This window comes from Streptomyces litchfieldiae (assembly GCF_031845365.1).
Taxonomy (GTDB): Bacteria; Actinomycetota; Actinomycetes; order Streptomycetales; family Streptomycetaceae; genus Streptomyces; species Streptomyces litchfieldiae.
The window spans coordinates 71,816-94,678 of sequence record NZ_JAVREL010000027.1; the positions used below are offsets into that span (position 1 = coordinate 71,816).

Here is a 22,863-nt window from a genome sequence, read left to right on the forward strand (position 1 = left end):
TCTATTGGACAGATGTATGGGGTCGGGCGACGATCGGAGTGCGCCCCGCCCGGGGCGCACTCCACGAAGTGCGAAGAGAGGCCGTTCCGCCATGCAGACTCGCCGCATCGGTTCCGTGCAGGTCAGCGCGATCGGACTGGGCGCCATGCCCATGTCGATCGAGGGCAGGCCGGACGAGGCCCGCTCCATCGCGGCCGTGCACGCCGCACTGGATGCCGGGGTCACGCTCATCGACACCGCCGACGCCTACCACATAGGCGCCGACGAGGTCGGCCACAACGAGTCCCTGGTCGCCCGGGCGCTGGCGACCCACGACGCGGGGTCGGGGGTGCTGGTCGCCACCAAGGGCGGCCACCTGCGGCCCGGGGACGGGTCCTGGACCAGGGACGGCCGGCCCGAGTACCTCAAGCGCGCCTGCGAGCAGTCCCTGAAGCGGCTGGGCGTGGAGGCGATCGGCCTGTACCAGTTCCACCGGCCGGACCCGGGTGTGCCCTACGAGGAATCGGTCGGCGCGCTCGCCGAGCTGCTGGACGAGGGCAAGATCCTCATGGCCGGGATCTCCAATGCCGACCCGGCGCAGATCCGGCTCGCCAACGACGTCCTGGGCGGCCGGCTGGTGAGCGTGCAGAACCAGTACTCGCCCGCCTTCCTCTCCAGCCGCCCCGAGCTGGACCTGTGCACCGAGATGGGCATCGCGTTCCTGCCCTGGAGCCCGCTCGGCGGCATCACGAACGCCGGTGAACTGGGCGCCCGGCACTCGGCGTTCACCGAGGTGGCCGCGGAGCTGTCGGTCAGCCCGCAGCGGGTCTGCCTCGCCTGGATGCTGGCCACCTCGCCCGTGGTGATCCCGATCCCCGGCTCCAGCCGACCGGAGACGGCGCGCGACTCGGCGGCGGCCGCCGACCTGGAGCTCTCGCCCGAGCAGCTCGCGCGGATCGACGCCGCGCTCTGACGACGCCTGCCGGCCGGCCGTTCCGCGCGTGCCCGCCGGCCGGGCCCGGTCCCGCGGAATGCGGGCCGGCCATGGATTCGGTACAAGGTGACCCACCGAGCGGGAAATCGCGGCTTTTCCGAGAACGCGGGAATTGCCCCCGGCGGCATGACACCGACGGCGTCGTTCGGTATTTCGAGCAGCCCCTTTCGAAACGCCGGTCCTTCCCCGGCCACTCCCCGGCACTTCACAGTGACACCCTCCCGCATTAACGTAGGAAGCGTTTACTATCCGGTCCACGTCGCGGTGAGCCGGCGTCAACAATTTCGAAGAACACCGGGGAGTTGGCGGGCGAAAGGGGTTTCGTCATGGTCCGTCCCTCAGGGGCCGGGGGGCCGACCCTGGCCGTGATCGCCAGGGAGGCCGGGGTCTCGGTGCCCACCGCCTCCAAGGTGGCCAACGGCCGGGAAGACGTCGCCCCGGAGACCCGCCGCCGGGTCACCGAGGTCCTCGACCGGCTCGGCTATGTGCGCCGTCCGCGCTACGCGGCCGGGAGCCCGCCGGCCATGATCGATCTGGTGGTGCACCGGCTGGACGCCCCCTGGTCGGGCGCGGTGCTGCACGGCGCGGAGGAGGCGGCGCACGAGGCCGGGGTCAGCGTGGTCGTCTCCGCGGCCCTCACCAGGTCGCGCGGCGGCCAGCCGGAGCGCGGCTGGCTGGACCGGCTGTGCGCCCGGGGGTCGGCCGGGGTGCTGTTCAACCTGGCGGAGCTGCACGCCACCCAGTACGCGTGGCTGGAGCAGCACGGGATCCCGTACGTGATGATCGACCCGGTGCTCGATCCGCCGCCCGGCGTGCCGTCCGTCGGCGCCACGAACTGGCAGGGCGGCGTGAGCGCGGTGGAGCATCTCATCGAGCTCGGGCACCGGCGGATCGCGGTGATCGCCGGCTACCGCCGCAAGATGTGCAGCAGCGCCCGGGTGGCGGGCTACCGCTCGGCGATGACCGCGGCGGGCCTGCGGGTTCCGCCGGAGTACGTCCGTTACGGCGGCCTCCACGAAACGGGGGCCGGCCGGCAGATGGCCGAGCTGCTGGCGCTGCCCGAGCCGCCCACCGCCGTGTTCGTGTGCTCGGACCAGATGGCGCTCGGCGCCTGTGAGGCGGTGCGCGAACGCGGCCTGCGGGTGCCCTCGGACATCAGCGTCGTCGGCTTCGACGACCTGCCGCAGGCCCGTTGGTCGTCGCCGGCGCTGACCACGGTGCGGCAGCCGCTGTCCGAGATGGCGGCCACCGCACTGCGGCAGCTCATGCGGCTGATGGCGGGCGAACGGCCCGAGGGCACCCGCACCGAGCTGTCCACCCGGCTGGTCGTCCGCGACAGCACCGCGCCCCCGGCCTCCTGAGCCGGGAGCGCGGGCCGTCGGTCGGCGGGGCTCAGCCGCGCGCGCCCAGCAGGTGGTCCATCGCCAACTGATCCAGGGCCTCGAAGGCCATCCCGCGCGCACCGGCCGCCTCGGGGTCGAAGTCCTCGAAGGCGGTGCGGTCGGCGAGCAGCGCGGCCGGGGTCTCGCCCGGCTCCAGGGTGGGGCGGGCCAGGTCGTCCAGGCGGCTGGCGCGCAGCGCCTCCTGCACGGCCGGGTCGGCGCGGAAGGCCGCGGCGCGCTCCTTGAGGATCAGGTAGTTGCGCATGCAGCCGGCGGCGGAGGCCCACACACCGTCGAAGTCCTCGGTCCGCGGCGGCTTGAAGTCGAAGACCTTCGGGCCGTCCCAGCCGGCCGACTCCAGCAGGTCCACCAGCCAGAACGCGGCGCGCAGGTCGCCGGCGCCGAAGCGCAGGTCCTGGTCGTACTTGATGCCGTTCTGGCCGTTGAGGTCGATGTGGTAGAGCTTGCCGGCCCACAGCGCCTGGGCGATGCCGTGCGGGAAGTTCAGCCCGGCCATCTGCTCGTGGCCGACCTCCGGGTTGACGCCGAACAGCTCGGGCCGCTCCAGCTTCTCGATGAAGGCCAGGGCGTGGCCGACGGTCGGCAGCAGGATGTCGCCGCGCGGCTCGTTCGGCTTGGGTTCCAGGGCGAAGCGCAGGTTGTACCCCTGGCTGACGACGTACTCCGCCAGCAGGTCGAACGCCTCCTTGAAGCGGTCGAGCGCGACCCGCACGTCCTTGGCGCCGCCCGACTCGGCGCCCTCCCGGCCGCCCCAGGCCACATAGGTCTCGGCGCCCAGCTCCACGGCCAGGTCGATGTTGCGCATGGTCTTGCGCAGCGCGTAGCGGCGGATGTCGCGGTCGTTGGCGGTGAAGGCACCGTCCTTGAAGACCGGGTGGGTGAAGAGGTTGGTCGTGGCTGCGGGCACCTTCATGCCGGTGCTGTCCAGCGCCTGGCGGAAGCGCTTGATGACGGCTTCGCGCTCGGTCTGCGAGGACCCGAACGGGATCAGGTCGTCGTCGTGGAAGCTGACCCCGTAGGCGCCCAGCTCGGCCAGGCGGGAGAGGGTCTCCACGGGGTCCAGGGCGGGACGCGTGGCGTCTCCGAACGGGTCGCGGCCCTGCCAGCCGACGGTCCACAGACCGAAGCTGAACTTGTCCGCGGGGGTGGGCTGGTATGACATGTCGGCTCCTTGGCTCCCAGGTATTTCGTCATGGCCGTTGACAAATTAGTATGCACAGGCACCCCCGGGGACGCCAGGCCCCGGCATCGGCCTGTCAGAGAGGACCGCGCCCATGGCGGCACCAGATGGACCCCTTGTCATTGGCGTGGACAGTTCCACGCAGTCCACGAAAGCGCTGGTGGTGGACGCCGCCACCGGCACCGTCGTGGCGCGCGGCCAGGCGCCGCACGTGGTGACCGCCGAGCACGACAGCGACCCCGAGCAGTGGTGGGAGGCGCTGTCGGAGGCCGTCGCGCAGTGCGGCCCGGCCGCCCAGCGGGCCGCGGCCGTCTCGGTCGCCGGCCAGCAGCACGGGCTCGTCGCGCTGGGCGCGGACGACCGCCCCGTGCGCAACGCGCTCCTGTGGAACGACACCCGCTCCGCGCCGCAGCGCGACCGCCTCATCGAGGAGCTCGGCGGCCCGGCGGCTTGGGCCGAGCGCGTCGGCAGCGTGCCGCCCGCGTCGTTCACCGTGACGAAGTGGGCCTGGCTCACCGAGAACGAGCCGAAGGCCGCCGCGGCCACCCGGGCGGTGCGGCTGCCGCACGACTACCTGACCGGACGGCTGACCGGTCAGGGTGTCGACGGCGGCACCACCGACCGCGGCGACGCCTCCGGCAGCGGCTGGTGGGCCTCGGCCACCGAGAGCTACGACGAGCAGATCCTGGCCCACGTCGGGCTCGACCCGAAGCTGCTGCCGCGCGTGGTCGGCGCGGGCGAGGCGGCCGGCACGGTGCGCTCCGGGCTGCCGCTACCGGAGGGCATCCTGGTGGCGGCCGGCACCGGGGACAACATGGCGGGCGCGCTCGGCCTGGGCCTGGTGCCCGGCCAGCCGGTGCTCAGCCTGGGCACCTCGGGCACCGTCTACGCCGTCACGGAGCGGCGCCCCGCGGACCCCACCGGCATCGTGGCCGGGTTCGCCGACGCCGGGAGCGGCTGGCTGCCGCTGGCCTGCACGCTCAACTGCACCCAGGCGGTGGACCGGTTCGCCACGCTGCTGGGCCTGGAGCGGGAGGCGACCGAACCGGGCGGCACCGCGGTGGTGCTGCCGTTCCTCGACGGCGAGCGCACCCCCGACCTGCCGTACGCGAGCGGGCTGGTGCACGGTCTGCGGCACGCCACCACCGGCGGCCAGTTGCTCCAGGCCGCCTACGACGGCGCCGTCTTCGCGCTGCTGCGGGCCCTGGACTCGGTGCTCGACGAGTCCGCCGATCCCGCCGAGCCGATCCTGCTCATCGGCGGCGGCGCCCGCGGCACCGCCTGGCGGGAGACCGTCCGCCGGCTCTCCGGCCGACCGGTGCGGGTGCCGCGCGCCGAGGAGCTGGTCGCCCTGGGCGCCGCCGCGCAGGCCGCCGGCCTGCTGCTCGGCCGCGACCCGGCGGCCGTGGCCCGGGACTGGGACACCGCGGCCGGGCCGGCGTACGAGGCGGTCGAGCGGGACGAGGCGGCCCTGGCCCGGCTGGACGCCACCCTCCGGGACGCCGACGCGCTGCTGCGACGGCGCTGAGGACAGGCCCGTGGCCCAGCCCGCCCCCCAGTCGCAGTCCGAGATGCGGCAGCGGAACCTCTCCCGGGTCCTGCACACCCTGGCCGACGGCGGCCCGCTCTCGCGCGCCGCCGTCGCCGCCCGCATCGGGCTGACCCGGGCGGCCGTCTCCACTCTGGTGGACGAACTGCTGCGCGGCGGGCTGCTGGTCGAGCAGGGGCCCGGCCGGTCCGGCGCGGTGGGCCGGCCCGGCACCCAGCTCCTGCTGACCGACCGCGGCCCGTGCGGAGTGGGCGCGGAGATCGGCGTGGACCATCTCGCCGTGTGCGTCATGGATCTGCGCGGCGAGACCCGGGTCCGCGTCACCCACGAGACGCGGAACCAGCACAGCGACCCTACGGCCGTCCTGGCGCTGCTGACCTCGATGCTGCGCCGGGCCACGGCCGAGGCCGCCACGGCGGGGCTGCGCCCGGCGGGCCTGACGGTGGCCGTGCCGGGCCTGGTCAACCGGGGGTCCACCACGGTGCTGCGCGCGCCCAACCTCGGCTGGCACGGCACCGACCTGGCCGCGCTGCTGCCGGACGACCTCGGGCCGGTCACCGTCGAGAACGAGGCCAACCTCGGGGCGCTGGCGGAGCTGTGGTCCGGCCACCACGCGCCGCCGCTGTCCGGCCCGGACAGCTTCGTGCACGTCTCGGCCGAGATCGGCATCGGTGCCGCACTGGTCGTGGACGGTGAACTGCTGCGCGGCGCCCACGGGTTCGCCGGCGAGCTCGGGCATCTGCCGGTGCGCCCCGACGGCCGCCCCTGCTCCTGCGGAGGACGCGGCTGTCTGGAAACCTACGCGGGCGAGGAGGCGGTGCTCCGGGCGGCCGGGCTGGAACCGGGCCCCGGTGTCCGCATAGGCGCGCTCGCCGCGCGCTGCGAGGCCGGCGAGCCCACGGCGCTCCGGGCCGTGCGCCAGGCCGGCACCGCGCTGGGCATCGCCCTCTCCGGCGCCGTGAACCTCCTCGACCCCCGGCAGGTGGTGATCGGCGGCGCGCTCGCGCGCCTGGCGCCGTGGCTGCTGCCGCCCGTCGGCCGCGAGCTGGCCCGCCGCACGTCGGTGGCCACCGGCGGCCGGAGCACGCCGGTACCGGTGACCGCTTCGCCGCTGGGTCCCGACGGGCCACTGCTGGGCGCGGCCCGGTCCGCGGTGCGGGCCGCCCTCGACGCGCCGGGCGAGCTGCTGCGGGACTGACCCGGGGCCTCTCGACTGGCTCCTCCTCATGTCCCCGCCCCGGCCGGCCCGTTGTCCTCTTGGCAGGCCCCACGGCACGGCGTGGCCCACGGGCACCATGACCGCCTCCGCCGCCGCGCCCGCCGCCCTTCCCTGGGACGCCGGGACCGTACGCGGCGAGGTGGACTTTCCCGGCGCGGCCCTGGCGCCGGCGGACGGCTCGAACTTCACCGCCGCGCGGCGCCCGTTCAGCCATCCCATCGAGTACGTCGTCATCCACGTCGCGCAGGAGACATACGCGGACACCGCGGCCATCTTCCGGAACGCCTCCCGCGACGTCGCGGCCCACTACGTGGTCGCCTCGGACGGCCGGATCACACAGTGCGTGCGGGACGCGGACATCGGCTGGCACGCGGGCAACCGGTCCTTCAACACGCGCGGCATCGGCATCGAACACGAGGGCCGGGTCGACGAGCCCGAGTGGTTCACAGAAGCGATGTACCGGCGCTCGGCGGCCCTCACCGCCCACCTGTGCCGGACCTATGGCATCCCGCGGACGCGCTCGCGCATCATCGGGCACAACGAGGTGCCCGGCGCGACGCATACCGACCCGGGTCCGCTGTGGGACTGGTGCCTGCTATCCGGCGCTCGTCAACGCCCGCTGACAGAAGCGAACTTTCCCGATCCAATCCTCCGCCGCGAGATTTTCATCAGATCCGGCGAAATCACCGCCGCCGTCTCATGCTCGGTGCGGCGCGGGCGCAGTATCGCCCCGTGAACAGGAGGCTGCGCGCATGCCGCGCGGGCGCCGGCGCGGCCGGCACCGCGCTCGTCTTCATAGCCGTGCTGTCCGGCCCGGCCCGGGCGTTGCCGGATCCGGACCACGACGACTGGCACTGGCCATGGCCCTGGCCGTGCCCGCCCGCGCTGCCCCTGCCTCCTCCCCCGCCCCTGCCGCCGCCCGCCCTGTGGCACTGCCCGGAGCCGCCGGAGCCCACGCCGCCACCGGAACCGACTCCCCCACCGGAACCCACGCCACCGCCCGACCCCACGCCACCGCCGGAGCCGACTCCCCCGCCCGACCCGACTCCTTCACCCGAGCCGCCGCCACCGCCGGAGCCCACGCCGCCGCCGAGCGAGCCGCCCGTTCCGGAGGCACCGGCCCCGGCTCCCCCGCCGGAGCCGGAGCCCGAACCGGAGCCGGAGCCCGAACCGGAGCCGCCGCCGGAGCCCGAACCGGAGCCGCCGCCGGAGCCCGAGCCGGAGCCCAGCCCAGCCCCGTCACCGCCGCCGGAGCCGGAGCCCTCACCCTCCTCGCTCCCGGCCGCGCTGCGGCTGCCCCCCGACAACGAGCCGCCGGAGCGCGGCGGTTCGCTGGTCACGCGCACGCTTCTGGTCGTGGCCCCCGCCGTCCTCGCCGCTGCCGCGCTGCGGCCCCGTTCCCGACCCGGTTCCCGATCCAGCGCCACCTAGGAGGTCCCGATGTCCGAATGGCTTGTCCTGACCATCGCCGTCGTGGCGACGTGTTCGGTGGTACTCCTCGCCGTGGTGGTACGCCAGCGCCGGGCCGGGGAGGACGACGATCCGTCGGAGACCCCCGACGTCATCGAGTACATGACGATGATGATCGGCGTGATCTACGCCATCGTGCTGGGCCTGGCCATCGCGGGCGTCTGGGAGGCCCGGGGCACGGCGGACGAGTGGGTGCGCCAGGAGGCGCAGGCCCTGCACGAGATGGACGAGCGGGCGAAGGCGTTCCCCGAGGAGGCCCGCGACCAGATCCACGAGCGGATCGAGGCCTATGTGGCCCACACGGCGGGCGACGAGTGGTCGCACATGGTCGACGAGGGCGAACTCACCGACCTCGGCGACGAGTTGCTGTCCCAGCTCCGCGCCACGGTGCTCGCCCAGGAGCCGGAGACGGTGGCCGAGGTGCAGTCGTACCAGGGCCTGGTCGATCAGGTGGCGATCGTCGACGAGGCGCGGGTGGGCCGTGGCGACAGCGCCCAGCCGACCATGCCGCCCGTGGTGTGGGCCGGGCTGATCGCGGGCGCCGTGGTGACGGTCGGAATGGTGTTCACACTTCAGATCCAGCGCTCGGGGCGGGAGCTGCTGCTGGCCGGCCTGTTCAGCACGCTGCTCGCCTTCCTGCTGTTCCTCGTCTGGTACTTCGACGACCCGTTCGCCCACGGGCTGAACGACTCGCCGGACGCGTTCCGCTCCTTCTTCCCGCAGGCCGTGGCGGACGAGTGAGCCGACGTGGTGGCGGCCCCAGGCTCTAGCATGATGCGAATGAGCCCTCTGTTTCCGGCCCTGGACAGCGCCGCGGACAAGCCCGCCGTGCGCTTCGGTGACCAGATACTCAGCTACGCCCGGCTGCGGGCGGTGGCCACCGCGCTCGCCCGCCGGCTGACCGGCCACGAGCGCGTCGCCGTGTGGGCCACCCCCACGCTGGACACCGCGGTCGCCACGGTGGCGGGGCTGCTCGCCGGCGTGCCGGTGGTGCCGGTCAACCCCAAGATCGGCGAACGCGAGCTGGCGCACATCGTCGCCGACAGCGCGCCGTCCCTCGTGCTCGCCCCGGCGGGTGCCGGGCTCCCGGACGCGCTGGCCGCGCTGCCGCGGATCGACGTCGACCCGCTGGCGGAGGACGGCCGGGACGGTGACCTGACCGCCGTCGACCCCGAGCACCCGGCGCTGATCGTGTACACCTCCGGGACCACGGGCCCGCCCAAGGGAGTCGTGCTCTCCCGGCGCGCCGTGGCCAGCACGCTGGACGCGCTGGCCGACGCCTGGCAGTGGACCGGCGAGGACGTGGTGGTCCACGGGCTGCCGCTGTTCCATGTGCACGGCCTGGTGCTCGGCGTCCTGGGCCCGCTGCGGCGCGGCGGCACGGTGCGCCATCTGGGCCGGTTCTCCCCCGAGGGCGTCGGTGAGGCGCTGGCGGACGACGGCACGATGCTGTTCGGCGTCCCGACGATGTACCACCGGCTGGCCGAGGCCGCGACGGCGGACGAGCGCCTGACGCGCGCCCTGGCCGGGGCGCGGCTGCTGGTGTCCGGCTCCGCACCGCTGCCGCTGCCGGACCACGAGCGGATCCTGGCCGTGACCGGGCGCCGGGTCATCGAGCGGTACGGCATGACCGAGACGATGATGAACACCAGCGTCCGGGCGGACGGCCCGCCCGCCACCGGCACCGTCGGGGTGCCGCTGCCGGGTGTCGAGGTGCGGCTGGTGGACGACGCGGGCAAGCCGTTGACCGGCGACGACGGGGAGACGGTGGGCGAGATCCAGGTGCGCGGGCCGAACCTGTTCACGGAGTACCTCAACCGCCCGGAGGCCACGGCAGAGGCGTTCGACGGCGACTGGTTCCGCACGGGCGACATGGCGGTGCGGGGCGACGGCGGCTGCTACCGGATCGTGGGCCGCAAGTCGACCGACATCATCAAGAGCGGCGGCTACAAGATCGGCGCCGGGGAGATCGAGAACGCCCTGCTGGCCCACCCGGGTGTGGCCGAGGCCGCGGTCACCGCCGCCCCCGATCCGGACCTGGGGGAACGCATCATCGCCTGGATCGTGCCCCGGGACGACGCCCGTCCGCCGTCCCCGGAGGAACTCAGCGACCATGTGGTCGGCCAACTCGCCTCCCACAAACGCCCCCGTGAGGTGCGGTTCCTGACGGCGCTGCCCCGCAACGACATGGGCAAGGTCCTCAAGCGGGAGCTGGTGTGACGGCCGCCGTCACCGGCCGGGTTCCGGCCCGGGAGCTGATCGCGGCGGTGGCACGCGGGTTCACCGAACTGCCCGGCCGCGCCGGGGCCGCCGCCGTCAACGGGCCGATCGGCTGGTCCGGTTACGACGAGGCGCGGGCCCGGGCGCGGGAGCGGACCGGCGAGACGGAGGCCGTCGTCTGCGGCATCGGGGACGCCGGCGGCACCGAAGCGGTGCTGATCGCCTTCGAGTTCGGCTTCCTCGGCGGCTCCATCGGGGAGGCCACCGGGGAGCGCATCGAGAACGCGTTCATCACGGCGCGCGATCTGGGCCTGCCCGTCGTGTCGTTGATCGCGAGTGGCGGCAGCCGGATGCAGGAGGGGATGTTCGCGCTGACCCAGTTGCAGCGCATCGCCCGGCAGTTGGTGCGGCTGCGGGCGGCCGGGCTGGCGCATCTGGCCGTGCTGGCCGGGCCGGTGACCGGCGGCGGGTGGGCGACGCTGGGTGCGGGCGCCGATGTGCGGGTGGCGCTGCCGGGCGCGCAGGTCGGCTTCGCCGGCTCCCGGATCAGGCCGGCCGGCGCCGACCCGCGGGCGTACTCGGCGGAGGGCCAGTTCGCCGTCGGCCAGGTGGACGAGATCGTTCCGGCCCGGGAGCTGGGCCCGGCGGTGGCGCGCTGGCTGGCGTTGCTGACCAGGCCGGCGCCGGGTCCGGTGCCGCCCCCGGCGGCGCTGCGCGAGGTGCCGCCGCCGGAGAGCGGCTGGCAGGCGGTGACGACCGCGCGGGAGGCGGGGCGGCCGCGCGCCGAGTCCTATCTGGCCGCGTATTTCGCCGAGCGGGCGCCGCTGGGCGGCACGGATCCGGGGATCCTGTGCGGGTTCGGGCTGCGGGACGGGCGGAGCGTCGCCTATGTCGCGCAGTGCGGCACGGCGACGACACCGGCCGGTTTCCGGGCCGCGACCCGGCTGGTGCGGCTGGCGGACCGGCTGTCCATCCCGGTGCTCACGCTGGTGGACACGCCGGGCGCGGCCAATGACGCCGAGGCCGAGCGGGACGGTGTGGGGGCGGCGATCGCCGACACCATCACCGCCGTGGCGGGCTGCCGGATACCGGTGACGACGCTGCTCGTCGGCGAGGGCGGCTCGGGCGGCGCGGTGGCGCTGACCTCGCCCGGGCACACCTGGGTGACGCCGGACAGCTACTACTCGGTCGTCGCGCCGGAGCTCGCCGTCGCCATCCTCAAGCGCGGCCCGGACCAGGTGCCGTTCACCGCCGACGAGTTGCGGCTGCGGCCACAGGATCTGGCCGAGCTGGGCATAGCGCGCGGCATCGTCTCCGTCTGAGGCCGCGTCCGGCCCGGGTCAGCCAGTGAGGCCGGCCAGCCGGGCCAGCCGCCGGTAGGAGTCGAGCCGGCCGGCGTCGCCGTGCGCGTTGAGGGTGAGCAGGAGCTCGTCGGCGCCGGTGCGGGCGATGAGCCGGCCCAGGACGCCGGCCATCTCCTCCTCGTCGCCGTGGAGTTGGCCGGCTCGGGCCTCGTCGAGGTAACGGCGCTCGCGCTCGGTCAGCTCCCGGCCCAGTACCTCGTGCGGCGGCTCCAGCGGCGGGAAGACACCCCGGGTGCGGGACCACACGGTGGCCCAGGCCTCGGGCAGTTGGAGGAGGCCGGCCTCCTCGGCGGTCGCGGCGACGGCCGCGTTGACCGCGACGATCAGATACGGCCGGTCTCCGTGCGCCGAGGGGGTGAAACCGGTGCGGTAACGGTCGATGGCGTTGAGCATGCGGTCCTCATCGCTCAGGTGCGCCATCACCAGCGGCAGGCCGTGCGCCGCGGCGATCTCGGCGCCCGCGCCCACCGCCAGCACGTAGGCGGGCACCCGCAGCCCCTCGGCCGGCAGCGCGCGCACCGGACCGCCGGTCTCGAAGTAACCCAGCAGCTCGGTCAGTTGATCGCCGAACCGCTCCGCCGCGTCCTTGTCGACGCCCAGCGCGCGGCGCACTGGTTCGGTGAATCCGACGGAACGGCCCAGCCCCATGTCGATGCGGCCGGGGAAGAGCGAGGCGAGCACGCCGAACTGCTCGGCGACGACGAGGGGCCGGTGGTTGGGCAGCATGACGCCGCCGGTGCCGACGCGGATGCGCTCGGTGGCCGAGGCCACGGCGGCGGCCAGCACGGTCGGCGCCGAACCGGCGACCCCCGGCACACCGTGGTGCTCGGCCACCCAGAAGCGGTGGTAACCGAGCTCTTCCGCCTGTCGCGCGAAGCGCACCGTCGCGCGCAGGGTGTCGTCGGGTCGCTGTCCCGCCCGGATGAGCGCGCGGTCCAGGATCGACCAGCGCACCGACCGCAGCCGTGCCGTTGTGTTCACGTGGGGATTCAACAGCGGCGGACGCTCAGGATTCCCCGTCCGTCAGGCGCGCGTCGTGTGCCAGCAGGGCGATCTGCACGCGGTTGTTGAGGCCGAGCTTGGTCAGGATGCGCGAGACGTGGGTCTTGACGGTGGGCAGGCTCAAATAGAGATCGGCGGCGATCTCGGCGTTGGTCTTGCCGCGGCCGATCGCGACGGCCACCTCCCGTTCCCGGTCGCCGAGGGCCCGCAGCCGGCGGCGGGCGTCGCGGGTGTCCCGGGAGGAGCCGGTGACATGGGCGATGAGCCGTTGGGTCACGGCCGGGGAGAGCACCGGATCGCCGAGGGCGACGCGCCGGACGGCCTCGACGATCTCGCCGGGCGGGGTGTCCTTGAGCAGGAAGCCCGCGGCCCCGGCGCGCAGGGCGCGCAGCACGTGGTCGTCCGTGTTGAACGTCGTCAGCACCACGACCTCGGGCGGCGCGGCCAGCGCCCGCAGCCGTTCGGTGGCGGCGAGGCCGTCCATGCCGGGCATCCGGATGTCCATGAGGACGACGTCGGGGGCGAGCCGGTGCGTCAGGTCCGGCACCTCGGTGCCGTCCGCCGCCTCCCCGGCGACCTCGATGTCCGGGGCCGCGGCGAGCATCAGCCGCAGTCCGGAGCGGACCAGGGGATCGTCATCGACGAGGAGTACGCGGATGGTCATGCGCGCCACGGTAGCCAGCGCGGTGGCCCCGGTCGCCGCCGGGCGGCGTCTTCCCGCGCCGCGCCGTCAGCGGCCGGCCGGGAAGTCCAGCACGCGGTCGCACCAGCGGCCCAGCAGCACCCGGTCGTGACCGACGGCCAGCAGCGCGGCGCCGTGTTCGCGCCGGTAGTCCTCGACGACGGCGACGAGGGCGGCCGTGGTGGAGGCGTCCAGCATCGCGGTCATCTCGTCGCAGATCAGCAGCCTCGGGCGCAGCAGCAGGGCACGGGCGAGACAGGCCCGCTGGAGCTGGCCGTCGCTGACCTCGTGGGGGCGGCGGCCGAGCAGCTCGCCGCCGAGGCCGACGGCGTCGGCGAGGGCGGCGGCCCGGCCGGCGAGTTCGGCGCCGCGGCCGGTGGCGCGCGCAGGCTCGGCGATCAGGTCGCGCAGCGACAGCCGGGGGTCGGCGGCGAGCCGGGGCTGCTGGAAGACGACGCCGATGCGCGTGCGCTGGGCGCGGGGGGCGCGGAAGCGGAAGCCGGTGACCGGTTCGCCGGCGAGCCGGACGTCACCCGCGTAGGGGCGGTGCAGCAGGGCGGCCACCCGGGCGAGGGTGGACTTGCCGCAGCCGCTGGGGCCGAGGAGTCCGACGGCCTCGCCGTCCGCGACGGACAGCGAGAGGTCGGTGACCACGGGGGCGCGTGGGGTGTATCCGGCGGTGATGTGGCTCAGTTCAAGCACGCGCGGCCTCCGGGGCGTGGTGGCAGGCGACGCCTCCGGTGAGGACGGGAAGCACGGCGCAGCGGTCGGTGGCGCGTTCGCAGCGGGGCGCGAAGGCGCAGCCGTCGGGGAGGGCGTCGAGTTCGGGTGGCAGGCCGGGGATGGGCGCGAAGTCGCGCTCCGGGAGCGCGCCGAGCAGGCCGCGCGCGTAGGGGTGGCGCGGGCCGGGCTCGCCGAAGAAGGCGGCGGCGTCGGTCAGTTCGACGACGCGGCCCGCGTACATGACGGCGACCCGGTCGGCGACGCGTTCCGCGGCGGCCAGGTCGTGCGTGATGACCAGCAGGCCGTGGCCGTCGTCGGTGTGTCGGCGCAGCTCGCCGACGGTGCGGTCCACCAGGTCCCGGTCGAGCCCGGTGGTGGGCTCGTCGGCGATCAGCAGCGGCGCGTCGGCGACGAGGGCCAGCGCGGTGGCGGCCCGCTGGGCAAGGCCGCCGGAGAGCTGGTGCGGGTAACGGTCCAGGTGGTCGGCGGGGAACGCGGCGCGCGCGGCGGCGGCCCCGGTCGCCTCCCGCAGCTCGCGGCGGCCGGTGCCGCGCAGCTCCCGGACGGTTTCGGCCAGTTGGGCGCGGACGGTCCGCACCGGCGTGAGGTGGGCGGCGGGGCTCTGCGGGATGAGCCCGGCGCGGCGCCCGCGCACGGTGCGGGCCAGGGCCGTTTCGCCGGCGGTGAGCAGGTCCAGCCGGTCCGGGGCCGGCCCGAGGAGGGCGGCGCCCCGCGTCTGCGCGTTGCCCGGCAGGAGGCCGAGCAGGGCGGCGGCGAGCACGGACTTTCCGCAGCCGCTCTCCCCCACCAGGGCCAGGCACTCCCCGGCGGCCAGGTCGAAGGAGACGCCGTTGACAGCGGCGACGTGACGCCCGCCCGGCATCAGGAAGCGCACGGACAGGTTTCGTACGGACAGCAGCGCGTCGTTCGTCGTGTCCGTCACAGCACGAGCTCCGATCGGCGGCGGGGGTTGATCCGTTCGCGCCAGGCGCCGGCGAGGCCGGCGACGGCGAGGGTCGGCAGGACGATGAAGAGGCCGGGGAACAGCGTGGGCCACCAGTCGCCGGTCACGAGGGAGCCGCGGGCGCCGTTGATCATGGTGCCGAGGCTGGCTTCGTGGGCCGGGATGCCCAGGCCCAGGAAGGACAGCGCGGATTCGTGCCAGATGGCGTGCGGCACCATCAGCACGGCGGCCAGTCCGGCCTGCGGGAGCACGGCCGGCACCAGGTGGCGCGAGGCGACCCGCAGCCGGGAGGCGCCGCCGGAGATCGCGGCGTCGACGAAGGGCCGGGCGCGCAGGGAGAGGACCTCGGCGCGCACGATGCGGGCGGTGGAGACCCAGTGGGTGAGGCCGACGGAGGCGACGACGGGCCAGACGCCGGGGCGGAACATGGCCACGATGAAGATGCCCATCAGCAGGTGCGGCACGGCGGTGAACGTGTCGACCAGGCGCATCATGAGCCGGTCCGCGCGGCCTCCCAGGGCGCCGGCGGCGCAGCCGACGGCGAGTCCGATGCCGCTGGCCACCACCGCGGCGACGACCCCGACGAGCAGGGAGACGCGCAGTCCGTAGACGCAGCGCAGCAGCACGTCGCGGCCCACCTCGTCGGTGCCGAAGGGGTGGCCGGCGGAGGGCGGGTGCAGCTTCGCCGTCAGGTCGACCGCCTGCTGGTCCAGGGGGAACAACGGCGGCACCAGCAGCACGGCCAGCACGGCGGCGGCGAGGACCGCGGCGGAGACGGCGACGCGCACGGTGCGGTTGCCACGGCGCGTGCTGCCCGGGGTGTGCCAGGGCTGCTCAACGGCGGGCGCGGTCATCGCGTTTCCCTCTCGTTCCATCACGTCACGCACCCCGTCACATCTCGTCGTGGTCGACGCGGGGGTCGGCCAGCCCGTAGAGCAGGTCGGCGAGCAGGTTCCCGGCGAGGACGGCCAGCGCGGAGAGCACGGTCAGCGCGGCGAGCAGCGGGAAGTCGGTGGCCGTCGCCGCGCGCACGGTGGCGGAGGCGATGCCGGGCCAACTGAAGACCGTCTCGATCAGCAGCGCGCCGGTGATGAGTTCGGGGATGCGGGTGCCGATGAGGGTGAGGACGGGCAGCAGCCCGGAGCGCAGCGCGTGGCCGAGGAGCACGGTGCGCTCCCGCAGCCCGCGGGCGCGCGCCCCGCGCACCGGGTCCTCGTGCAGCGCGTCGGAGACGCCCTGGCGCACGTAGAGGACGAACCACGGAAGCTGGGAGACCGCCAGCACGCTCGCCGGCAGCGCCAGATGGCGGACCACGCCCCCGGCGGTGACGGTGTCGCTGCCCGTGTCGGTCAGCCCACCGGCCGGCAGGATGTCCAGGCGCAGGGCGAACAGCCAGATGGCGAGCAGGGCCAGCCAGAACGGCGGGGCGGCCTGGAGCGTATAGCTGAGCGAGGTCACCACGCGGTCGAACGCGCCGCCGGGGCGCCGCGCGGCGAGCACGCCCAGGGTGGTGCCCAGCAGGACGGCGGCCACGAAGGCGACCGAGCACAACAGCGCCGACCAGCCGAGCCGTTCGCCGATGACCTGGCCGACGGGCTGGCGCAGGGCGAGCGACTGGCCGAGGTCGCCGGCGACGGCGGAGCGCAGCCAGTTCCACCACTGCTCGACGAAGTTCCCGCTGGTGCCGAGGTTCTCGCGCAGCGTGTCCAGGGTCTCCTGGGAGGCGCCGAGCCCGTCCGAACCGATGTACTGCCGCACGGGGTCGAACGGCGAGGCGGCGGCCACGGCGAACATGCCGAGGGTCACCACCGCCAGCACCGGGACGGCGGCGAGCAGCCGCCGCCCGGCGAGCCGTGCCATCGCGGCCCAGGGGACGGTCACGGGCGGATCCGCCAGGCCTCGACGTTCCACCAGGGGCCGTGGCCGAGGCCGTGGTCGTGGGGTTCGAACTGAGTGGTGACGCCGTCCCAGTGGTCGGCCATGACGTAGACGTGGTCGATGTGGGTGAGGAAGGTGTAGCCGGGGTCCTCGGCGAGCTCGCGCTGCACCGCGTCGTAGGCCGCCTCGCGCTCGGCCCGGTCGCCGCTGCGCCGGCCGATCTCCAGTTGCTCGTCGACGGCGGGGTTGTCGTAGTGCCCCATGTTGTTCCAGCCGTCACCGGCGAGTTCGGAGTTGAGCAGCCCATAGAGGTCGAAGTCCGGGTCGGCGGGGTTGCCGCCGCCGGAGAGCACGGCGTCCTCGGCCAGCCGGCCCTCGATGACCTCCCAGGAGCCGGACTCGACGGTGGCGTCGATGCCGATCTCCTTGGCGTCGGAGGCGTAGGCGAGGGCGTGTTCCTGCCGCAGCCGGTCCCCGGCCGGGTACCAGAGGGTGAACTCCGCCCGCTGGCCGTCCCGGACGCGGATGCCGTCGTCGCCGGGTGTCCAGCCTGCCTCGTCCAGGAGCACCCGGGCGGCCTCCGGATCGTAGGGGCGCTCGGTGCCCTCGGCGAACCAGGGGCTGGCGGTCGGCAGCGGGCCGTAGGCGGCGTGTCCCGCGCCCTCCAGGATGCTGTCGACCATCAACTCCCGGTTCACGGCGAGGTCGAGGGCGCGGCGGATGTCCCGGTCGCCGGTGACGGGGTTGTCGCTGGGGAGGGTCACGGCGCGGAAGTCGGCGCTCTCCGCGGTGTGCGTGACCATCCCCTCCTCCCCCTCGAAGGTGTTCGCGAGGTTGGGCGGCAGCACGGCGGCGTCCAGGTCGCCCGAGCGCAGCCGGGTGGCGCGCACGTCGTCGTCGGGGATGACGGCCATGGTGAGCCGCCGGACCTCCGGTTCGCCGCCCCAGTAGCCGGGGTTGGCCTCGAAGGTGAGGCGTTCTCCACGCGTCCAGCCGGTGACGACATAGGGGCCGGTGCCGACCGGTTCGGTGTTGTACGCGCCGGTGTTGACGTCCTGGCCGCCGGCCGCGTCGGCGGAGGCGATGGGCAGCACGGTGCGGTCGGCGAACGGGGCGTAGGGGTAGGCGAGGGTGAAGACAACGGTGTGGTCGCCCTCGGCGCGGACGCTCTCGATGGCGTTGAGGTCGTCCTTGTTGGGGTTGTTGGTGCCGTCGTCGAGGATGGTCTCGTAGGTGAAGACGACGTCCCGCGCGGTGAACGGCGTTCCGTCGCTGAACTCCACGCCTTCGCGCAGGGTGTAGGTGTAGGTCAGCCCGTCGTCGCTGATCCCGGGCAGGGCGGTGGCGAGCGCGGGCTGGAGTTCCATGTTCTCGTCATGGCGCAACAGGCCGTCGAAGATCTTGGAGTTGCCGTCCCTGCCGTAGCCGAGGAGCGGGCTGAGCGTCTCCGGCTCGTTGGCTATGCCGACGACGAGTTCGTCCTGGCCGCCACCCCCGCCGTCCCCGCCGCCCTCGTCACCGGGAGCGGAGCAGGCGGTGGCCGCCAGCAGTGCGGCCGCCACCGCTGTCGCGGCGATCCCTGTCCGTGTCCGGGCCGTCATCAAGCACACCCCTACCGAGCATCGTGCGTAATTGCGAATTACTCGCAATTAAATCGCAGGGGCGGTAGGCCCTGTCCACCGGGTTTGACCAGCGGCTCAGCCCTTGGCGCCCAGCCCGCGGCCGGCCAGCCACTCCAACTGCGCCAAGGACTGGGAGGCCCGGCCGCCGGAGTGGTCGCCGAACTCCCAGACGGTCATGTCCCGGTCGCCGGCATACGCGTTGTACGCCGCGTAGACCGTGCTCGGCGGGCAGACCGGGTCCATCAGCGCCACGCTGAAGAGCGCCGCGGCGCCGGCGCGGGGCGCGAAGTGAACTCCGTCGAAGTAGTTGAGGGTGGCGAAGAGACCTGCCGGGTCGGACCGCTTGTGGATGCCGAGGTAGTGGACGAGCTCCCGGTACGGGCCGTCCGAGGCGGCGTCCGCGCCACGCCGGTAGTGGCAGAGGAACGGCACGTCCACCAGCGCCGCCGCCACCGCGTCCCCGGCCAGGCCCGCGGTGGCCAGCGCGAGACCGCCGCCCTGGCTGCCGCCCTGCACGATCACCCGGTCCGGATCGACGGCGGGGTGCTCACGAATCGCGTCGACCGCGCGCACGCAGTCGCTCATCAGCCGCCGGTAGTAGTGATCGGCGGGGCTGCCTATGCCCCGGGTCATGAAGCCGCCGACCCACTGCGTCGTCGGCACCGGGTCCGGGTCGGGGGTGTCATGGCCCTGACCGCGGCTGTCGACCACCAGATGGGCGTAGCCGGCGGCGCTCCACAGAAGGTTCTCGAAGTACAGTCCGCGCCCGCCGCTGTACCCCTGGTACGTCACGACCGTGGGCAGCGGCCCGGCCGCCCCGCGCGGAATCAGCAGCCAGGCCGCCACCGGCTGCCCGCCCCAGCCGGGGAAGCGCACGTCGAACACGTCCACCGCGGCCAGCTTGGCCTCCGGCACCGGACGGTATTCGGCGCCCGCGCCGCCGGCGGCCCGGGCGGCGGCCAGCGTCTCGCTCCAGAACCCGTCGAAGTCCTCCGGCTCGGGGACGGCCGGACGGTAGCCCCGGAGTTCTTCGAGCGGCAGATCGGTCAGCGCCATGGGAAGCCTTTCTTCGTTCCGGGCACCGCCGAAGGGCCCGGTAAGCGATTGCCGTCGTGAAGCTACGCCGCGGCAGCGTCCCAGGTCAACGGGGGTTGCCGAGCCGGAATCCGCGCCCGGTGGTACGGATGGACCATGGACTGGATCGCCGCCCCCGACGCCTGGCTGAGCCGGCTAGTGCTGCAACGCGGTCTGGCCCTCGTGTACCTGCTGGCGTTCCTGTCGGCCGCGCGGGAGTTCCGGCCACTGGCCGGGGAACGCGGCCTCACCCCCGCCCCGGTCCTGCTGCGCGCGCTGTCGTTCCGGCAGGCCCCCAGCCTCTTCCACCTGCGCTACTCCGACCGCCTGCTCGCCGCGGTCGCCTGGCTCGGCGCCGCGCTGGCCGCGGCGGTGGCCCTGGGCGCGGCCGACGCCGTTCCGCTGTGGGCCTCGATGCCGCTGTGGGCGGTCCTGTGGGTCCTGTACCTCTCCGTGGTCAACATCGGCGGGACCTGGTACGCGTTCGGCTGGGAGTCGCTGCTGCTGGAGGCCGGCTTCCTGGCGATCTTCCTGGGGAACGACAGCATCGCCCCGCCCACGGTGGGGCTCTACCTGATGATCTGGCTGGTCTTCCGGGTCGAGCTGGGCGCGGGCCTGATCAAATGGCGCGGAGACCCCTGCTGGCGGAAGCTGACCTGCCTCTACTACCACCACGAGACCCAGCCGATGCCCGGCCCGCTGAGCTGGTTCTTCCACCACCTGCCGCGCCCGCTGCACCGCGTGGAGAGCGCGGCCAACCACGTCGCCCAGCTCATCGCCCCGTTCGGCCTCTTCCTGCCGCAGCCGGCGGCGACCTGGGCGGCGCTCGTCGTCATCGTGACGCAGCTCTGGCTCGTCGCCTCGGGGAACTTCGCCTGGCTGAACTGGCTGACCATGATCCTCGCCGTCGCCGCCGTGGACGGCGCCCTGGCCGCGCGCCACCTCCCGCTGCCCGACCCGCCGGCCGACCAGCCGGACGCCCCCACCTGGTTCGCCGCGCTGCTCCTGGCCGCCGCGGCCCTGGTCGCGTTCCTCAGCCGCCGGCCCGTGGCCAACCTGCTCTCGTCCGCCCAGGAGATGAACCGCCCCTACAACGGCTTCCACCTGGCGAACACTTACGGCGCCTTCGGCAGCGTCACGCGGCACCGCTACGAGGTCGTGCTGGAGGGCACGAACGCCCCGTCCCCGGACGGGGCCGCGCGCTGGCGGGAGTACGAGTTCCACGGCAAGCCCGGGGACGTTCGCCGCCTGCCGCGGCAGTTCGCGCCGTTCCACCTCCGCCTGGACTGGCTGATGTGGTTCGCCGCGCTGAGCCCCTACGCCCCCTCCCCCTGGCTCCACGCGCTGGTCCAGCGCCTCCTGGCGGGCGACCGGACGATCCTGCGGCTCCTGCGCGTGAACCCCTTCCCCGACCACCCGCCCACCCACATCCGCGCCCGCCTGTACAGCTACCGCTTCACCACCTGGCGCGAGCTGCGCACCACCGGCGCCTGGTGGCACCGAACCCCCGAGGGCGACCACCTCCCCCCACGCTCCCTCCCCCACCCCCCACCGGCAGCCTGAGCGAGCACCCCCACGAATGCGGTATGGTTCTGCTGCGCGGTGATCAGGGGCCAAAACCCCAGATCAGACGCACCGGGACGTGGCGCAGTTTGGTAGCGCACTTGACTGGGGGTCAAGGGGTCGTGGGTTCAAATCCCGCCGTCCCGACACGGTGCGAGGCCCGCTGACCGGGGATGTTTCCCCAGCTCAGCGGGCCTTTGTGATGCCGCTAACCGATCATTGCACCAAGCGGAGATGACTGCGGGTCCGCTCCTTTGGGACCACTTTGGGACCAGCCGGGAGCGACCTGGGAGTAGAGCTCTCGCGACCGGCCGCCAGATGAGCGCTCAGCGCAGCCCCCGCCAGTTCCACCGACCGCTTGTCCGGGTGAAGGTAGCGCTGCGTCGTGGACAGTGAGCCATGCCCGGCGATGAGCCGCAGCACGTGCACGGGAACGCCGGCGTCGGCCATCCATGTCAGTCCGGTGTGCCGCAGATCGTGCCGGCGCAGATGCTCATAGCCGAGCCTCACGACGACCTCATCCCAATGGGTCGCGTCCCGAAGGACAGCCGTGGTGATGCGTCCGCTCCGCGGCCCGGTGAACAACCGCGCCATCGGGTCTCGACCGGCCGCATCGAGGCGGCCCGCCACGAGAGGGCGAATCTCGGGGATGATCGGCACGGTCCGCCGACGCTTGCCCTTGGTGCCCTTGTCGAGTAGGCCACCGGGCCCAGGAGTCGTCTGCCGGCACACCTCCCAAGTCCACGCCTGACGGTCGATGTCCTTGACGCGGACGCCGGAGACCTCCCCGATTCGCGTAGCCGTGCAGGCGGCGAAGCGCACCACATCGCCCCAGCCCGGGAACTCACCGGCTGATCTGGCGACCAGGGCCCGCGCCAGTTGATCGAGCGCATCCCAGTCCCGCAGTGCGAGCGACCGCGGATCGTCCAACTCGTCCTCGGCACGCTTGTACTCCTGCTGCCATCCGGTGATCCGGGCCGGGTTGACATCAATGATGCCGTCCCGCACGGCTTGCTCCAGCACGCGGACCAGCACGGCGAGGCTGTTCTTCACCGTCGACCGGCCGCAGTCGTCCGCAATCCAGCCGTAGACAGCACGATCGACGATGCCGTTCGTGACTGTAGGCACCTCCAGGTGTCCCACGGTCGGCACGACGCGCAGCCGCCAGCCGGCGCGGTAAGGGTCCATGGTCTTGGCCTCCAGACCGCGCATGGCCAGGTCCCACACGACCGTTCCGTAGTCAGCGAGGCTCATCGTCGCCACAGCGGGAGTCACACCCCGACGGGCAGCCCGTCGCATCCGGTCGAGCCAGGCTTCCGCGGCGTCCTCAGTCGGCAGCATCTTCGAGCGAGAGGGCCGTTCCTTCGTCTGGGGATCGATCCAACGAACCCGGGCCCGGTACGGGTTGGGGTTCCCCGCCCGATACTCGATGTCCTCAGAGAGCTTCACGCCCATCGGCGGCATCTGCTGCGACATCAGGCCGCCTTCGCGGGATCTATCCGCCGGGAGGCGAGCCAGGCTTGTACGTCCGGGACGCTGTACATGGTGACGCGCGTGGTGAGCCGGACGAACGGTGGTCCCTGCGGCGGGGAGGCCGTACGCCACCGGCGCAGCGTGGAGGCGTCCACACCGATCAAGTCGGCCACCTCATCCGTGCTGTACCAACCACCGTGCAGCAGGTCCGGCTCTGCCGATGCGGAGCTCCGGCCGGATGCGGCAGTTAGCAACTCTGCCACCTGGGCCACATTCAGCAGCCTTGCCATCGTCACCACTCCCCCGCTGCAACGAGTTCGGCCACCGCTTCACGTGCGGTTTGTCGGTTGGTGCGTAGGTCGTTGGCGATGGTGGCGGGAGCAATGCTCATGACTTGTGGATCGGCTCCGCGGGGAGCGTGCGAAGGGCGTACCTTCCCGAGTGAGTGATCGTCAAGTCACCGAGTAGGCCCGCGATGCGAACGCGGGTCGGGAAGGCACGCCC

Annotated in this window: 20 protein-coding genes, 1 tRNA gene and 1 pseudogene; 11 read left to right on the forward strand and 11 right to left on the reverse strand. The window is 73.7% G+C overall.

The window, feature by feature from the left end; translation table 11 throughout:
- Window positions 1-91 precede the first annotated feature (91 nt).
- Both RM590_RS31700 and RM590_RS31705 read left to right on the forward strand, forming a co-directional pair.
- The gene (locus RM590_RS31700; protein ID WP_311708234.1) at window positions 92-952 is read left to right on the forward strand and encodes an aldo/keto reductase; all 861 of its coding nucleotides are present in this window, start codon (window positions 92-94) and stop codon (window positions 950-952) included.
- A gap of 347 nt (window positions 953-1,299) precedes the next feature.
- The gene (locus RM590_RS31705; RefSeq protein WP_311708235.1) at window positions 1,300-2,334 is read left to right on the forward strand and encodes a LacI family DNA-binding transcriptional regulator; all 1,035 of its coding nucleotides are present in this window, start codon (window positions 1,300-1,302) and stop codon (window positions 2,332-2,334) included.
- Window positions 2,335-2,365: 31 nt separating this feature from the next.
- Here RM590_RS31705 and xylA read toward each other — a convergent pair whose 3' ends face one another.
- The gene (xylA, locus tag RM590_RS31710; RefSeq protein ID WP_311708236.1) at window positions 2,366-3,538 is read right to left on the reverse strand and encodes a xylose isomerase; all 1,173 of its coding nucleotides are present in this window, start codon (window positions 3,536-3,538) and stop codon (window positions 2,366-2,368) included.
- 112 nt (window positions 3,539-3,650) lie between these two features.
- Between xylA and xylB the strand changes: the two genes are divergently transcribed.
- The 7 genes and pseudogenes from xylB to RM590_RS31745 all read left to right on the forward strand — a co-directional run bounded on the left by xylB (window position 3,651) and on the right by RM590_RS31745 (window position 11,336).
- Window positions 3,651-5,084 carry a xylulokinase gene (gene xylB / locus RM590_RS31715; RefSeq protein WP_311708237.1) on the forward strand — a complete coding sequence of 478 codons (1,434 nt, stop codon included), beginning with the start codon at window positions 3,651-3,653 and terminating at the stop codon, window positions 5,082-5,084.
- A 43-nt stretch (window positions 5,085-5,127) separates the two neighbouring features.
- Window positions 5,128-6,303, forward strand: a complete 1,176-nt coding sequence (locus RM590_RS31720) for an ROK family transcriptional regulator (RefSeq protein WP_311708251.1) — start codon at window positions 5,128-5,130, stop codon at window positions 6,301-6,303.
- 97 nt (window positions 6,304-6,400) lie between these two features.
- Window positions 6,401-6,913, forward strand: a pseudogene (locus tag RM590_RS31725) (N-acetylmuramoyl-L-alanine amidase); the annotation flags it as partial.
- A 143-nt stretch (window positions 6,914-7,056) separates the two neighbouring features.
- Entirely contained in the window at window positions 7,057-7,755 is a 699-nt protein-coding gene (locus tag RM590_RS31730) for a hypothetical protein (RefSeq protein ID WP_311708238.1), read from the forward strand.
- A gap of 9 nt (window positions 7,756-7,764) precedes the next feature.
- Window positions 7,765-8,535: a bestrophin-like domain gene (locus tag RM590_RS31735; RefSeq protein ID WP_311708239.1), complete on the forward strand. Its 771-nt coding sequence runs from the start codon at window positions 7,765-7,767 to the stop codon at window positions 8,533-8,535.
- 39 nt (window positions 8,536-8,574) lie between these two features.
- Entirely contained in the window at window positions 8,575-10,014 is a 1,440-nt protein-coding gene (locus RM590_RS31740) for an acyl-CoA synthetase (RefSeq protein WP_311708240.1), read from the forward strand.
- The gene (locus tag RM590_RS31745) at window positions 10,011-11,336 is read left to right on the forward strand and encodes a carboxyl transferase domain-containing protein (protein WP_311708241.1); all 1,326 of its coding nucleotides are present in this window, start codon (window positions 10,011-10,013) and stop codon (window positions 11,334-11,336) included. The genes RM590_RS31740 and RM590_RS31745 overlap by 4 nt, the downstream gene beginning before the upstream one ends.
- A gap of 18 nt (window positions 11,337-11,354) precedes the next feature.
- Here the strand turns inward: RM590_RS31745 and RM590_RS31750 are convergent, their stop codons facing one another.
- The 8 genes from RM590_RS31750 to RM590_RS31785 form a co-directional block, all read right to left on the reverse strand.
- A complete protein-coding gene (locus tag RM590_RS31750; RefSeq protein ID WP_311708242.1) occupies window positions 11,355-12,359 on the reverse strand; it encodes an MsnO8 family LLM class oxidoreductase in 1,005 nt (334 codons plus the stop codon).
- A 25-nt stretch (window positions 12,360-12,384) separates the two neighbouring features.
- Window positions 12,385-13,044 (reverse strand): response regulator transcription factor, encoded by a 660-nt coding sequence (locus RM590_RS31755; protein ID WP_311708243.1) that lies wholly within the window; start codon window positions 13,042-13,044, stop codon window positions 12,385-12,387.
- Between the two features lie 66 nt (window positions 13,045-13,110).
- Window positions 13,111-13,764: an ABC transporter ATP-binding protein gene (locus RM590_RS31760; protein ID WP_311708244.1), complete on the reverse strand. Its 654-nt coding sequence runs from the start codon at window positions 13,762-13,764 to the stop codon at window positions 13,111-13,113.
- Window positions 13,757-14,668, reverse strand: coding sequence for an ABC transporter ATP-binding protein (locus tag RM590_RS31765; RefSeq protein WP_311708252.1), 912 nt, complete (start codon window positions 14,666-14,668; stop codon window positions 13,757-13,759). Before RM590_RS31765 ends, RM590_RS31760 begins: the two co-directional genes overlap by 8 nt.
- Before the next feature lie 56 nt (window positions 14,669-14,724).
- Complete coding sequence (locus tag RM590_RS31770; protein ID WP_311708253.1) at window positions 14,725-15,603, reverse strand: ABC transporter permease; 879 nt, start codon at window positions 15,601-15,603, stop codon at window positions 14,725-14,727.
- A gap of 37 nt (window positions 15,604-15,640) precedes the next feature.
- Entirely contained in the window at window positions 15,641-16,609 is a 969-nt protein-coding gene (locus tag RM590_RS31775) for an ABC transporter permease (RefSeq protein ID WP_311708254.1), read from the reverse strand.
- Between the two features lie 17 nt (window positions 16,610-16,626).
- Window positions 16,627-18,228, reverse strand: a complete 1,602-nt coding sequence (locus tag RM590_RS31780) for an ABC transporter substrate-binding protein (RefSeq protein WP_311708245.1) — start codon at window positions 18,226-18,228, stop codon at window positions 16,627-16,629.
- A 96-nt stretch (window positions 18,229-18,324) separates the two neighbouring features.
- A complete protein-coding gene (locus RM590_RS31785) occupies window positions 18,325-19,305 on the reverse strand; it encodes an acetylxylan esterase (protein WP_311708246.1) in 981 nt (326 codons plus the stop codon).
- 135 nt (window positions 19,306-19,440) lie between these two features.
- Between RM590_RS31785 and RM590_RS31790 the strand changes: the two genes are divergently transcribed.
- Both RM590_RS31790 and RM590_RS31795 read left to right on the forward strand, forming a co-directional pair.
- Window positions 19,441-20,886, forward strand: a complete 1,446-nt coding sequence (locus RM590_RS31790; RefSeq protein ID WP_311708247.1) for a lipase maturation factor family protein — start codon at window positions 19,441-19,443, stop codon at window positions 20,884-20,886.
- Between the two features lie 73 nt (window positions 20,887-20,959).
- A tRNA-Pro gene (locus tag RM590_RS31795) sits at window positions 20,960-21,033 on the forward strand.
- Between the two features lie 69 nt (window positions 21,034-21,102).
- On the opposite strand, the gene RM590_RS31800 is transcribed toward RM590_RS31795, so the two are convergent.
- On the reverse strand, window positions 21,103-22,362 hold the full coding sequence (locus RM590_RS31800) for a tyrosine-type recombinase/integrase (RefSeq protein WP_311708248.1): 1,260 nt from the start codon (window positions 22,360-22,362) through the stop codon (window positions 21,103-21,105).
- Window positions 22,362-22,649 carry a helix-turn-helix transcriptional regulator gene (locus RM590_RS31805; protein WP_311708249.1) on the reverse strand — a complete coding sequence of 96 codons (288 nt, stop codon included), beginning with the start codon at window positions 22,647-22,649 and terminating at the stop codon, window positions 22,362-22,364. Before RM590_RS31805 ends, RM590_RS31800 begins: the two co-directional genes overlap by 1 nt.
- Window positions 22,650-22,863: the final 214 nt, after the last annotated feature.